This is a genomic window from Corynebacterium sp. UD i78, from assembly GCF_056280545.1.
Genome location: NZ_JBWCED010000001.1, coordinates 714,623 through 727,755, shown reverse-complemented (window position 1 = coordinate 727,755; position 13,133 = coordinate 714,623). Strand labels below are relative to the sequence as shown.

Genomic DNA, 13,133 nt, shown 5'->3' with positions numbered 1-13,133 from the left:
GTCTAGTCGCCGGGGCTCAGGCGGCGGCGTGGCAGAGCCGGCGGGTAGAGGATCCATCCGATGACAGGGAGCCTGCCGATCCGGTAGAAGATCCAGCCGGTCACCGCACACACCGCGAAACCGAGGAAGATCCGGAAGTTCATGCCGGTGAGGAACTCCCAGCGCTCCGGGTCGCTCTCGACGAGGGGACGGATGATCTCCTCGTTGACCAGGTACAGGGCCGCGTGGTGGGAGACGTAGATCGGCAGGGTGTGGCGCCCGATACCGGCGAAGACGGTCGAGAGAACCGGGGTACGCGAGATCCACACCGCCACAATGATGCCCACGGGCACCGCGGTGAGGATCCGCACCATCCCGGTGAGATTGATCAGCCCCGCCTCTGCAGTGGTCCAGCCGTCCGGGTTGACGTGGTCGACCAGCAGATCCATGACCCACTCCCAGCCGACGTAGGCCGCGACCGCACCGAGGATGACACGCCAGTCCGTCGCCCAGGCGGCGAGCAGGAAGAACACCGCCCGGAAATGCAGCCCCAGGAAGAAGGCCGGCATGTAGGCGGTGATGTGGGTGATCTCGTTGTACTGGGTCAGGCCGGCGGCGGCGACGCAGATCGCCGGGACGACCGACAGAGCCACCGCCCCCGGCGGCGGGACGCGACGCAGCAGGCAGGCGGCGATGTTGAAGACCATCAACGCATAGAGGAACCAGATGCCCGGGTCGCCGAACAGGATCGCCCGGCCGAGGTTCCGCCAGGTGACGTCCTCGACCATGTCGATCCTGATCGCTGCCTGGACCGGGGTGAAGACCAGGTACGGTACCAGGAGGAACCACAGCCGCCGGTACCAGAGGTCACCGAGGGTGCGTTCGATGACGCGGTGGGCGAAGAGTCCGGAGATGAGGAAGAACATCGGCATCCGGATCGGGTCCATGACATCGTTGAACCAGTGCCACCCCGAGTCCTGGCCGCCGGGCACACCGGTGACGACGTGCATGTAGCAGACCGCGATGATCGACAGGCCCTTGGCGCAGTCCGCCCAGAGCAGCCTGTTCGACGTGGGGGTGTGGGTGGGTTCGCCGGAGGTTCCGGCAGCCTGCTCACTGTCGGACGCGACCGGCACACCTGTCCCCACGGAATCTGACACAGGTATCCACCCTGCCGTAGTTCACAGGAAACCTCAATTCGACGTAGGCTGAGTTCCCGTGAAAAGAGCTTCCAGCGGTGCGCTGGTTCTGTGGATGGTATTCGGTGTTCTCGCTGTGGCCTCCGGGGTACATGCACTGGTCACGTACGTGGTCAACGGGGACGGGGTGCCGTACCACATCGACTTCGACGTCTACCGTGAAGGCGGTCGGGCGGTCCTGGACGACATCTCCCTCTATGAGGGGGTCTTCAGCGTCGGGACGATCAGCCTGCCGTTCACCTATCCCCCGTTGTCCGCCCTCGCCTTCGTCCCCCTGGCGATGCTGCCCCTCGACGTCGGACAGATCCTGTTCACCCTGGTCAGTGTGGCGACGCTGGTCTTCACCGTGGTGATCGTGCTCGCGGCTCTCGCCCGGGAGGCAGGACGCGGACTCTCCCGCGGCACGCTGTGGGCCCTGGGCACAGGTACCGCCCTCCTCGCCACCTGGATGTGGCCGGTGGCCTCCACCCTCGAGTACGGACAGATCAATATCCTGCTCATGCTGCTGGTCATCGCCGACCTGCTCCTTCCGAGGACGCCATGGCCGCGCGGTACGCTCATCGGCCTCGCCGCCGCACTGAAGCTCACTCCGGCCGTGTTCGGCCTGTACTTCCTGCTCCGTCGGCAGTGGCGCGAGGCAGCGACCTCCCTGATCTCCGGGGTTCTCTTCAGTGCCGCGGCCTGGGCCTTCCTTCCCGCGGACTCGCACCGGTACTGGACCGAGACCGTCAGTGACCCGACACGCATCGGTGGACTCATGTACTCCGCGAACCAGTCCTGGCGCGGCATGGTCGCCCGGTTCACCGGGGATCCGGCACAGACCCGGATCTGGATGGTGCTCGCCGTACTGACGTTCACCGCGGTGGTGGTCGTCATGCTGCGTCAGTTGGCCGTCGGCGCAGTCACCGCTGCGGTGTGCACCAATTCCCTGCTCGCGCTGCTGGCGTCCCCGGTGTCCTGGGCGCACCACTGGGTGTGGGTCGTGCCGATGGCGCTCGTCGCGGTGGTGTCCTGGTGGTGGGGAGGACGCCGTGGCGGCATCGTGCTCGGCGCGGTGTTCATCGTGGTGACGACCCGGCTCATGCTGCACACCTGGTTCCCCTCGACGCACAATGCCGAGATGGACTGGAACCTGCTGATGAAGATCGTCGGCTCCGAGCTGGTGCTGCTCGGTGCCGCGTGGCTCGCCGTCGGCGGCCTGTCCCCCCGGACGACCCTCCCCGCCCGGGAATCTGCCCCGGAACCTGCTCAGAGCCGGTAGCGCAGGAACTTCGGCTTCGGTTTCGTCCCGTGGATCCGGCCCTTACCGGGCTCGGTGCCCTCCGGGTACCCCTGCCCGGCCTCCAGGGACTTCTTCACGTCGGCGGCGTAGGTGTCGCCGACGTACTCCTGACCCGAGAGGGCGGCGAGCTGCTCCATGACATGGTCAGTCAGGGCGCGGGCCTGGGCGTAGGCGTCCCCGGCACCCGCGAAGTCCGCGGGGTCGACCGGATCACCGACGACCACACCGATACGGTAGGGACGCAGGAGCCAGGAACCGGCGATGTTCGCCTTCTGGGTGTCGATCATGGCGACCGGGTAGACCATGGCACCGGACTCCAGGGCTATTCGCGCCATCCCGGTCTTGCCACGGTAGAGACGGCCGTCCGGGGAACGGGTGCCCTCCGGGTACATGCCCAGCGGGTCACCCTCGGCGAGGACCTTGAGGGCGGTGTGCAGGGCGGCGTCCTGCTGATCCTTGTCGCCGCGGTCGATGGGCACCTGCCCCACCGAGGAGAAGAACCACTTCTGGATACCGCCGGCGAAACCGGGAGTGGTGAAGTACTCCTTCTTCGCCAGGAACGTGATCTGCCGCTTCGAGAGGAGCGGCAGGTAGAGCGAATCCATCACGGCCAGGTGGTTGGACGCCAGGATCACCGGCCCCTCAGACGGGATCTTGTCGAGCCCACGGGCGAACGGTCGGTTGATCAGCCACAGCCAGGGACCGATCACGACATTCTTCAACCACCAGTAGGTTCGGTTACGCAACGGAATTTCCTCTCTCAGGGGTTCACTGCTCCGGCGAGAAGCGCCACGCCGATCATACCTGCGTCCGCTCCGAGCACTCCCGTCTCCACGCTCGCGAGCGGGCGGTGTCCGGCGCCGACGACATTCTGCGCCATTTCAGCGACGGCCTCGGTCAGGTAGAGATCCGAATCACGGCTCACGCCGCCGCCCAGGACGATGAGTTCGGGGTCGAGGATCTCCTGGACGACGGCCAGGCCCCGGCCCAGCCAGCGGGCGAAGTCCGCGATGACCTCACAGGCCAGCACATCGCCTTCACGGGCCAGGTTGACCACGGCCCGGCCGGTGATGCCCTCCGGGGCGGAGTGGTAATGCTGGGCGAGGGCACTGCGGGGGTGCCGACCGGTGGCGATGAACTCGCGGGCGGTGAGCTCCAGTGCACTGCCGGAGCAGTAGCGCTCCAGGCAGCCACGCTTGCCGCAGGGGCAGGAGCGTCCGCTCTGGACCACGGTGAGGTGACCGAACTCCGGTGCTGTGCCGAAGGCGCCACGGTAGATGTGGCCGTCAGTGACCAGGGCGCCACCGATACCGGTACCGACGGCGAAGAAGGCCCAGGTACCGGCGTCGCGGCCGGGTCCGAGGATCTGTTCACCCCAGGCCGCGGCATTGGCGTCGTGCTCCAGCACCACCGGCAGGCCCAGGACACGGGTCAGCCTGTCACGGACCTCCATGTCCCGCCATGGCAGATGCGGGGCGAAGCGGACGGAGGTCTGGTCCGCGGTGATGAACCCGGCGACAGCCAGTCCCACAGCCGTCACCTCGTGGCGTCCGCGGAGGATGCCGACGACATGGCTGATGGCGGTCTCGAGCGCGTTGACCGAACTCGGGGTGGGGAGCTGCTCGATATCGATGATCGAGCCGGTCCCGTCCACGACCGCGGCGCGCAGATTCGTCCCGCCGATGTCGATACCGATGGTCAGCTGTTCACTCGTTGACACGTCCGCGTCCACGTCCTCTCAGATCACACGCCAGAACACAGCGGCAGTCGCCCTGTGCAACCCTCCCAGGGTATCGGTCAGCCCCGCCAGTTCCAACTGTGCCTCGGCGGGCGACGCCCGTCGCCGTCGAGCACGGCGGAGAGCTGTTCGCCGAGAATGTGCCAGTTCCAGGCCTCCTCGACGTAGCGGCGTCCTTCCGAGGCATAGTTCTGCGCCCGCTCCGGATCAGCCAGGAGCCGGGCGATGTCGTCGGCCACGGCGTCGGTGTCGGTTCCGTCGACCACGTCACCGGTACGGCCGTCGAGGACGGATTCAGGGGCTCCTCCCCCGTCCCCGGCGACCGTGGGAACGCCACAGGCCTGGGATTCGAGGAACACGATGCCGAGACCTTCCACGGAGAAGCCGCCGCCCTCGGTGCGCACCGGCATGGCGAAGACGTCGCCGGCGCAGTAGTGGGCGACGAGTTCCCCGGCATCCACCGGGCCGGTGAGCGTCACCCGGTCCCCGATCCCCCGCTCCCCGACCATGGTGCGCAGCGTCTCGGCGTAGTCACCGGGACCGACGATGAGCAGGTGGGCGTCCGGCACCCGGTCGAGGATCCGCGGCATGGCGGCGACGAGGGTGTCCTGCCCCTTGCGCGAGACGATCCGGGAGACACAGACGATGACCCTGCGGTCGTCGATGCCGTGCCGGGTCCGCACCGTCTCCCGACCCTCCGGGTCCGGTCGGAAACGGGCGGAGTCCACCCCACCGGGCATCGGCTCCCAGGCGACCGTCGGGCCGAAGGACGCCATGAAGCGCCCGCGGGCGTACCGGGAGACGTAGGTCAGGCAGTCGACGGAGCGTCCGATCCAGCGGAGGACGGAGCGCCCGCCCGGCACCATGGACCAACCGACCTCGTGGCCGTGGGTGGAGGCGACGATCCGTCGGGCACCGGCCCGCCGTGCCGCGTTCGCCAGCAGAGCGAAGGGTGTCGAGGAGCCGAACCACACGGTGTGGATGTCGTGTTCGCGGATGACCTGCGCCATCCGGCGGGCCTCGGCCGGGAAGGGGAACAGGATGCGGTGGGGCCACCTGACCACCGGGAACGGCAGAGTGGCGTCATAGGCCGCCGCGGCCTCGGCGTCTTGCGTGGACGCCAGCACCACGAGCCGACCGGGCTCGCGTCGCTCCAGCTCCAGGCAGTAGTCCCTCAGGTAGCTCTGGATTCCGCCGAAGGTCGGAGGGAAGTCGTTGGTGACGAGCAGGACGCGATGCTCGGACCGGGCGGGCATTACAGCTCTCAGTAGCGGGCTGCGCCGGCGAAGGGCATGCTGTCGACACTGACGACCTGGACGGGGATGCCGTAGTCGGAGGCGTGGACGATCTTGCCGTCACCGATGTACATGCCGACGTGACTCACACCGGAGAAGTAGCCGACGATGTCGCCGGGCTGGAGTTGGTCACGGGAGACCGGGGTGCCGCCGGCGATCTGGGCACTGGAGGTTCGCGGGATGGACTTGCCCATCTGCTGGTAGGCCCAGAACATCAGTCCGGAGCAGTCGAAGGCGTCCGGTCCGGTCGCACCCCAGGAGTAGGGACTGCCGAGCTTGCTCATCGCCGCACCCACGACGCCGCCGGCGACGGCGGAGGCCTCATTGAGGAATTCCTCGACGTCGACCTGGATCGGACCGTTGCGGTCGATCCACCGCTGCTTCTGGTCCTGCGGCATCGCGTCGACGGCCTCGGAGATCTGCTCCTTCATGGAGTCCAGCTCGGCAGTGCGGGCGTCAAGGTCTGCCTGACGCTTTCCGAACTCGATGAGCTGGAAGTCGGCGGTGGCCTTCGACCGCAGGGCGAGGGACTTCGACGCCGCAGCGTCGGACAGGGAGGTCTGGAGGTTCTCGACCGTGGCGGTACGGGTGGCGTTGAGTGCCGACCCGTAGGCACTGCGGTCGATGGCGTCCTGCGGGCTGGCGGAACCGATGGCGGCGGTCACCGGATCCACGGTGGCACCTCGGTAGAGCGACTGGGACAGTTCGGTGACCGGGCCCCGGGCCGCCTCGGCACGGGCGACGGCCTTCTCCGACTCCTGGGTGTAGTAGTCGAGGGCGGCGTTCGAGCGGTCAAGCAGCGCGCGCGCGCCGTCCAGGGCGGCGCGGTTCTCCTCGACCTTGTCACTGGTGGCCTCGGCCTGGCGGGAGATCTCGTTGAGTCGGTCGAGCAGACCGTCCGCATCCGACGGGAGCGGGGAGGTGTCCACCGGGGTGGAGGAAAGGTCCGCGGCATTGTCGGCGGGAGCCGGTGCAGCGGGCTCCGCCTGTGCCACGGAAACACCGGCGACAGCCGTGCCGATGCTGAGCCCGAGTCCGGCGACTGTCCGCATGGCCGGCCGGGTACGGGCGGCGGGAGCGGTGGCACGGTGGCGGGCAGTGTAACGCTTGGTCACGGTTGTAGTACCTCTTCGGGTGGGGACGGTCGATCCGTTGAACATATTGCCACAACTTCGTGACCGAACTGCAACCTTAGGGTGGCAACTGACGGAGTTGTGACAGATGGTGCTGATGTGATTGAAGAACAACGACGCCGACACCCCGTGAGGAGTATCGGCGCCAGAGCCGGGAGTGCGGTCCTAGAAACGGACGGCGTTGTTGATCGGCATGTAGTTGATGTCGTTGACCTGGACGGGAGTGCCCTCGTTCACGGCGTGGACGATCTTGCCGTCGCCGATGTAGACCGCGACGTGGGAGGCGCCGGAGTAGTAGGAGATGATGTCGCCGGGCTGCAGGGCATTCAGGGACACCGGGGTTCCACCGGAGGCCTGGGCACCGGAGGTGCGCGGGATGGACTTGCCGACCTGACTGTAGGCCCACGAGGTCAGACCGGAGCAGTCGAAGGAGTTCGGGCCGGTGGCACCCCACACGTAGGGGGCACCCTGCTTCGACATCGCAGCGTCGGCGATCTTCTGACCGGTGGAGGTCGGGGCGGCGGAGGCCACGGCCGACTCGGCGGCGGCAGCAGCTCCGGTGAAGGCGCTCGTGTCCACGTAGTTGCCGGCAGCGTCCAGGACCTCGTTCGGGACGTCGACGGAGAAGTCGGTGCCGGGAACCTGGACGGGGGCAGCCTGGGCGGTCGCAGGCAGTGCGACGACGGCGCCGACGCCGATCGCAGCCGCGGCCACGATGTTGCGCCGGGGGGAACCGTTCTTCAGACTGTGCTTACCCATAGGAGGAAATTGCCTTTCGAGATCGTTGCGGGGACGCTCTTCGAACCGCGCCCCTCAAGGTCACGATGAGATTACGAAACGATCACGCTCCGTGTCCAGCGGACGAGACCCGCGAAGCTGAACTCGGCGCCGTTATCCAACCGTGACCAAGCCCAGGTAGAGATATCACTACAACTGGTGAACTACTGAAGATCACGGTTCGATAACGCCGCAACCAGCAGAAATGTCGCCACCGACCACGCGACAGGACACAGAGACACAGGTCACATCAGCCGTCCCCGGTCAGCTGCTGTGATACTCATCACAAATGGCAGATCGCGACTCACCACCGGCCGGTAACCTTCCCTCCAATCACAGCAGTCACACTTCAGTGCCTCTGAGCACCGCTAGAATGGGACCCCATGACCCCCCGCTCCGCGCACGACGAGCTCCGGGAGAGCCTCCGCCGGAGCCTCCGGGACTGCGTCGTCGTGGACTGCGAGACCACCGGACTGGACCCCGACAGCGACCGCATCATCGAGATCGCGGCTCTACGGGTGCGTGAGGGGCGTCCAGTCGCCCTCTTCCATCGCCTGGTGGATCCGGGACGGCCCATTCCCGAGATCATCACCTCTCTCACGGGTCTGACCCACCGACAGGTGCGTCAGGCCCCGCCGGTCGACGACGTCCTCGGGGAACTCTCCCACTTCCTCGCCCATGACACGGTCGTAGGCCACAACGTCGGCTTCGACCTCGCCTTCATCGACGCCGGGATCAACGCCACGCACAGCGCCCCACGGGCGGCGTCGTTATCCCTGTGTACCGCAGAGACCGCACGTAGCCTCGTCCCCCGCTCCCGTGTGGGCCGCTACCGTCTGCAGACCCTGGCGGACGCTTTCGACCTTGCCCACCGCCCGACGCACCGTACGGTCTCTGACGTCTTGGCGACACTCGATCTTCTCCACTATCTCTGCGGCGTGAGCGAGTCGGGGTAGGCCACTCTGTACACGATCGTCACGGATCAGCGTCCTCCGGACAATGCAGCCGTACAACGCAGACCCCGGGCCCACCGTGTGACGGTGGGCCCGGGGTCTGCGTGTATGACGGGCGGAACTCAGCGGTCCTAGGGGTTGGAGTGGCCCTTGTCCTCGAGAGCGGCGCGGTTGGCCTCGTTGAGGCGACGCAGCATCTCGATCTTCTCGTGCTCGTTGGCCTCCTCGATCTCGGAGACCTTCTCGACGATGTCCTCCGGGTCCGGGCGGAAGAATCCGCCCCGGCCGGGCTGACCGGCGAAGCCGAGCTGGTTGAGCTTGGTCGGCACCTGGGCGCCGGCATACTCCAGCGGGATCGGATGACCGTGCTCGTCGACCGGGCCGATGGGCTGGTGGACCTCGATGAATCCACCGTTGGGGAGCTGGCGGATGGTGCCGGTCTCGATACCGTGCTCCAGCACCGCGCGGTCGTTGCGCTGGAGACCCAGGCAAATCCGGTAGGTGACGAAGTAGGCGATCGGAGGCAGCAGCAGGAAGCCGATACGACCGATCCAGGTCATGGCGTTCAGCGAGATCTGGAAGTGCAGGGCGAAGAGGTCGTTACCACCCGAGAGGGTCAGCACGAAGTACGCCATCATGGCCATGACACCGAGGGAGGTACGGACCGGCACATCGCGCGGACGCTGCAGCAGGTTGTGGTGCGCGTTGTCCTTGGTGAAGTGCTGCTCGATCCAGGGGTAGGCAAACAGCAGAACCACCAGGAGACCCAGCAGCAGTGCAACCCAGAAGACACCCGGGATCGTGTAGTTACCGAGATAGAGCTCCCACGCCGGCATGATACGTGCGGCACCGTCAGTCCAGAGCATGTAGATATCCGGCTGGGAACCGGCGGAGACCTGCGACGGGTTGTACGGACCCAGGTTCCAGATCGCGTTGATCTGGAAGAGGCCGGCCATCAGGGCGATGACACCGAAGGTGATGATGCCGAATGCCGCGGAGTGGACCGCGAACACCGGGAGAATGCGGACACCGACGACGTTGCGCTCGGTGCGCCCCGCACCCGGGAACTGGGTGTGCTTCTGGTACCAGACCAGGGCCAGGTGGGCGGCAATCAGGGCCAGCAGGATGGCCGGGATCAGGAGCACGTGGGCGATGTACAGACGCGGGATGATGATGTCACCCGGGAAGTCACCGGCGAACATGATCCAGTGCAGCCAGGTACCGATGATCGGCAGTCCGACGATGATGGCGGACATGATGCGCAGACCCACACCGGAGAGAAGGTCATCCGGCAGGGAGTAGCCCATGAAGCCCTCGGCGACGGACAGCAGCAGCAGGACGCAGCCGATGACCCAGTTCGCCTCACGCGGCTTGCGGAACGCACCGGTGAAGAAGATGCGCAGCATGTGGACCACGATCGAGACTGCGAACAGCAGGGCCGCCCAGTGGTGGACCTGGCGGATGAACAGGCCACCGCGCACCTCGAAGGAGATGTTCAGGGCTGTCTCGTAGGCACGGGACATCTCGACACCGTTGAGCGGTCCGTAGGCACCGTCGTAGATGACCTTCGACAGCGACGGGTCGAAGAACAGGGTGAGATAGACACCCGAGAGAAGAAGGATGATGAAGGAGTACAGCGCGATCTCGCCGAGCATGAAGGACCAGTGGCTCGGGAAGACCTTGTTGATCTGCCTCCGGATGCCGGCGGCCATGGTGTACCGCTGGTCCATGTTGTCGGCGGCCATCGCCATGCGGGACGGCTTGGTGGATGTGCTCATGACTTACGCTCCCAGAATGCCGGGCCGACCGGCTCAATGAAGTTCTTGTCGGCGTAGAGGTAACCGTCCGCATCGACGTTGATCGACAGCTCCGGCAGCGCTCGCGCCGCGGGACCGAAGACCGGCTTACCCCAGTGAAGTGCATCGAACTGGGACTGGTGGCACGGGCAGAGAATTCGGTTGGTCTGCTGCTCGTACAGGGACGTCGGACAGCCGATATGGGTACAGATCTTCGAGTAGGCGTAGTAGTCGCCGTAGTGGAAGTCCTCCTGGCCGTCACGCTGGACAGCCTTGACGGCGTCCTCGTGGCGGAGGCGGATCAGCATGACCGAGTTACGCGGGCCGTGCACGGAGTGCATGTGCTCCTCGTAGACATCGCGGTCGGCGTCGTACTTCTCGCCGTCGTTCACCATCTCCTCGGAGAGGGGGAACACGGTCTCCATGGCGCCGGCGTCGAGGTCCTCCGGGCGGACACGCACCAGGCGGTTGACGCCCTGGGTGCTGTAGTGCCCGTTGTGCTCCTCGGCGATGGCCGCCGTGTCGCGACCGAGGTAGACCTTCTCGCCCTGTTCGACGAGGGTCCAGCCGGTGGTCCACAGCGTCCCGTCACCCTGGATGCCCATGGCCTTGGGCTTCCACGGATTCTTGATGATGCCACCCAGCGGGAGGATGACAGCGAGCCCCATGAGGGCTGCACCGGTGCCGGCGAGGCCCATCATGACCTTACGGCGACCGAGGGTGGAGGTCTTCCACGCATCGTTCAGCAGCGCGGTGATCGTCTTACGGTCGATCTCCTCGGAGGAACCGTCGTGACGGGTCTGGACCGAGATCTCCTCGGGGACGAACTTCTTGGAGAACTGGACCGCACCCACACCGAGACAGATGATCGAGAGGCCGGCGGTCGCACCCAGCAGCGGGGTGTACAGGGTGTACATCCACAGGCCGTCATCCTCGAGGTGCTTGTACTGCCACGGCCAGAAGAGGTAGACCGCCACGAAGGCGATACCCAGGACCACGGACAGTGCGAACCACACGTTGATGCCGAAGGCGGCGCGCTTCTCAGCCGGGTCATCCTCGACCGGGAACCGCTCCTTGCGGTATGCGACGGTGACCCCGTCGAGCTCGGTGCCGAGGCGGGCGAGCTCTTCGTCGCTCATCGCCGCGATCTCGTCCGAGGTGTAACTGCTCTTGATTTCACTCATGACCGGGTTCCAATCCACATAGCTCCGCCGATGAGCACGACGATGCCGACGATCCACATCAGCATGCCCTCGGTGACCGGGCCGATGCCGCCGAGACCGTAGCCGCCCTGGGACGGGGTCTCCTTCGCGGACTTGATGTACGCGATGATGTCCTTCTTCTCGTCAGCGGTGAGCTGACGGTCGGAGAACTTCGGCATGTTCTGGGGGCCGGTGAGCATGGCCTGGTAGATCTCCTGCTCATTGGCGTTGTCCAGGACAGGCGCGTACTTACCGCCGGACAGTGCCCCACCACGACCGGTGAAGTTGTGGCAGGACGCACAGTTCAGGCGGAAGAGATCGGAGCCACGGGCGACGTCGGAGGGGTCGATCTTGCCGTTGTCGTTGTTGGAACCGCGGAGAGACTCCATCGCGATGGCGCCGTCGGCGTCCTTCACGATGCCGGGGCCACCACCGTTGGCGTTGACGTAGGCTGCCAGCGCAAGAGTCTGCTGCTCGTTGAAGCGGGCGTCCTTGCGCTCGGCCTGGGCCTCGTTGCGCTTCATCGGCATACGGCCGGAGTGGACCTGGAAGTACACGGCGCCTTCGCCGACGCCGACCAGGGACGGACCGCGGTCCTGGACACCCTGGAGGTTGGCGCCGTGGCAGGTGATACAGGCGACCTCGTAGATCTCCTTACCCTGGCTGATCAGGGACTCGGCGTCGACGTCAGCCGTCGCCTCCTGAGCATCGGGGGTCACTGCCTGGGCGATCAGTCCTGCACCGGAGAGGCCGAGCACGAGCGCGAGCGCTCCGGCGACAGTCCGGCGCAGCTTACGCCGCGAGCGGCGCTTCCTGCGTGTTGTGGATGCCTCAGGGGAGCCGGTCACGGGCTGCTCCCCCTCGGTCATGCTGTGGTTGGTATCCATCTTGTTCCCTTAACTCGTCATACGGAATGCGATGGGCTTAACGGCCGAGCGTCACACATCGGCCCGTTCGGCCTACTGGATGAAGTAAATCGTGATCCACAGGCCGATCCACACGACGTCGACGAAGTGCCAGTAGTACGACACGACGACGGCTGCGGTGGCCTGGGCCGGGGTGAACTTCGACTTCGCGGTGCGGAGGAGCACCACGACGAATGCGAGCACGCCGGCGAGGACGTGTGCGCCGTGGAAGCCGGTGGTGATGAAGAACACCGACCCGTAGACACTGCTCGAGATCGTCGTCCCGTGCTGCACGAGGTGGATGTACTCGTACGTCTGGCCGATCAGGAAGATGGCACCCAGCACGATGGTGAGTGCGTACCACTTCCGGAGGCCGAAGACGTCTCCACGCTCGGCGGCGAACACGCCCCACTGGGCCGTGAACGACGACGACACCAGGATCACGGTGATACCGAGTGCGAAGGGCACGTTCAGCTCTGTCGGGTGAGACGGCCAGTCACCACCCGAGTTCGCCTTCGACACGAAGTACATCGCGAAGAGTCCCGCGAAGAACATCAATTCCTGCGACAGGAACACAATCGTGCCGACGCTGACCATGTTCGGTCGGTTCAGCGTCGCAACACGTTGTGGTGCTGCCATACCTTGGTTTCCAACTGCGCTCGTCACGTCCACAATTATGACGTGTGCGGCCCCCGTAGTCGATTCGCGACCCCCCTTAATGCCGCAGTTTCTGCAAAACTGCAGGTCAGGAATCGGCGTTCCCTGGGAATTGACCACAAACGGGGCTAGACGGGAACTTTTGGATGACCCCGTCCGACGCATGGCGTCCCTGCAGGTGAAGACCCCTCCCCTGCGCCGCCCGGCCCCCGACGGG

The 13,133-nt window shown here is 66.0% G+C and carries 12 protein-coding genes; 2 read left to right on the top strand and 10 right to left on the bottom strand.

Annotated elements, in window-relative coordinates:
- Nucleotides 1-2: 2 nt before the first annotated feature.
- On the bottom strand, nucleotides 3-1,139 hold the full coding sequence (locus ACZ9GM_RS03460; protein WP_476037274.1) for an acyltransferase family protein: 1,137 nt from the start codon (nucleotides 1,137-1,139) through the stop codon (nucleotides 3-5).
- Nucleotides 1,140-1,197: 58 nt separating this feature from the next.
- Here ACZ9GM_RS03460 and ACZ9GM_RS03455 point away from each other — a divergent pair, with 58 nt between their 5' ends.
- A complete protein-coding gene (locus tag ACZ9GM_RS03455) occupies nucleotides 1,198-2,439 on the top strand; it encodes a glycosyltransferase 87 family protein (protein WP_476037273.1) in 1,242 nt (413 codons plus the stop codon).
- On the opposite strand, the gene ACZ9GM_RS03450 is transcribed toward ACZ9GM_RS03455, so the two are convergent.
- The 5 genes from ACZ9GM_RS03450 to ACZ9GM_RS03430 form a co-directional block, all read right to left on the bottom strand.
- Nucleotides 2,427-3,206 (bottom strand): lysophospholipid acyltransferase family protein, encoded by a 780-nt coding sequence (locus ACZ9GM_RS03450; RefSeq protein ID WP_291473495.1) that lies wholly within the window; start codon nucleotides 3,204-3,206, stop codon nucleotides 2,427-2,429. The two genes, ACZ9GM_RS03455 and ACZ9GM_RS03450, sit on opposite strands and share 13 nt — an antisense overlap.
- A 14-nt stretch (nucleotides 3,207-3,220) precedes the next feature.
- Nucleotides 3,221-4,180, bottom strand: a complete 960-nt coding sequence (locus ACZ9GM_RS03445) for an ROK family protein (protein WP_291473496.1) — start codon at nucleotides 4,178-4,180, stop codon at nucleotides 3,221-3,223.
- A 77-nt stretch (nucleotides 4,181-4,257) separates the two neighbouring features.
- Nucleotides 4,258-5,454 carry a glycosyltransferase family 4 protein gene (locus ACZ9GM_RS03440; protein WP_476037272.1) on the bottom strand — a complete coding sequence of 399 codons (1,197 nt, stop codon included), beginning with the start codon at nucleotides 5,452-5,454 and terminating at the stop codon, nucleotides 4,258-4,260.
- Nucleotides 5,455-5,462: 8 nt separating this feature from the next.
- Entirely contained in the window at nucleotides 5,463-6,608 is a 1,146-nt protein-coding gene (locus ACZ9GM_RS03435) for an NlpC/P60 family protein (protein ID WP_476037271.1), read from the bottom strand.
- 183 nt (nucleotides 6,609-6,791) lie between these two features.
- Nucleotides 6,792-7,385, bottom strand: coding sequence for a C40 family peptidase (locus tag ACZ9GM_RS03430; protein ID WP_291473499.1), 594 nt, complete (start codon nucleotides 7,383-7,385; stop codon nucleotides 6,792-6,794).
- A 401-nt stretch (nucleotides 7,386-7,786) separates the two neighbouring features.
- On the opposite strand from ACZ9GM_RS03430, the gene ACZ9GM_RS03425 reads away from it, so the two are divergent.
- Nucleotides 7,787-8,359: a 3'-5' exonuclease gene (locus ACZ9GM_RS03425; protein ID WP_476037270.1), complete on the top strand. Its 573-nt coding sequence runs from the start codon at nucleotides 7,787-7,789 to the stop codon at nucleotides 8,357-8,359.
- Nucleotides 8,360-8,487: 128 nt separating this feature from the next.
- Here ACZ9GM_RS03425 and qcrB read toward each other — a convergent pair whose 3' ends face one another.
- From qcrB to ctaE, 4 genes are all read right to left on the bottom strand, one after another.
- Entirely contained in the window at nucleotides 8,488-10,134 is a 1,647-nt protein-coding gene (gene qcrB, locus ACZ9GM_RS03420; protein ID WP_476037269.1) for a cytochrome bc1 complex cytochrome b subunit, read from the bottom strand.
- The gene (qcrA, locus tag ACZ9GM_RS03415; RefSeq protein WP_476037268.1) at nucleotides 10,131-11,336 is read right to left on the bottom strand and encodes a cytochrome bc1 complex Rieske iron-sulfur subunit; all 1,206 of its coding nucleotides are present in this window, start codon (nucleotides 11,334-11,336) and stop codon (nucleotides 10,131-10,133) included. The genes qcrB and qcrA overlap by 4 nt, the downstream gene beginning before the upstream one ends.
- Nucleotides 11,333-12,241, bottom strand: coding sequence for a cytochrome bc1 complex diheme cytochrome c subunit (qcrC, locus tag ACZ9GM_RS03410; protein ID WP_291473503.1), 909 nt, complete (start codon nucleotides 12,239-12,241; stop codon nucleotides 11,333-11,335). The genes qcrA and qcrC overlap by 4 nt, the downstream gene beginning before the upstream one ends.
- Nucleotides 12,242-12,313: 72 nt before the next feature.
- The gene (gene ctaE, locus ACZ9GM_RS03405; RefSeq protein ID WP_291473504.1) at nucleotides 12,314-12,925 is read right to left on the bottom strand and encodes an aa3-type cytochrome oxidase subunit III; all 612 of its coding nucleotides are present in this window, start codon (nucleotides 12,923-12,925) and stop codon (nucleotides 12,314-12,316) included.
- Nucleotides 12,926-13,133 lie beyond the last annotated feature (208 nt).

Excerpts from the sequence above, each read along its gene's own strand:
- qcrC (WP_291473503.1), bottom strand. The coding sequence starts at position 12,241 with ATGGATACCAACCACAGCATGACCGAGGGGGAGCAGCCCGTGACCGGC.
- qcrA (WP_476037268.1), bottom strand. The coding sequence starts at position 11,336 with ATGAGTGAAATCAAGAGCAGTTACACCTCGGACGAGATCGCGGCGATG.
- ACZ9GM_RS03440 (WP_476037272.1), bottom strand. The coding sequence starts at position 5,454 with ATGCCCGCCCGGTCCGAGCATCGCGTCCTGCTCGTCACCAACGACTTC.
- qcrB (WP_476037269.1), bottom strand. The coding sequence starts at position 10,134 with ATGAGCACATCCACCAAGCCGTCCCGCATGGCGATGGCCGCCGACAAC.
- ACZ9GM_RS03425 (WP_476037270.1), top strand. The coding sequence starts at position 7,787 with ATGACCCCCCGCTCCGCGCACGACGAGCTCCGGGAGAGCCTCCGCCGG.
- ACZ9GM_RS03430 (WP_291473499.1), bottom strand. The coding sequence starts at position 7,385 with ATGGGTAAGCACAGTCTGAAGAACGGTTCCCCCCGGCGCAACATCGTG.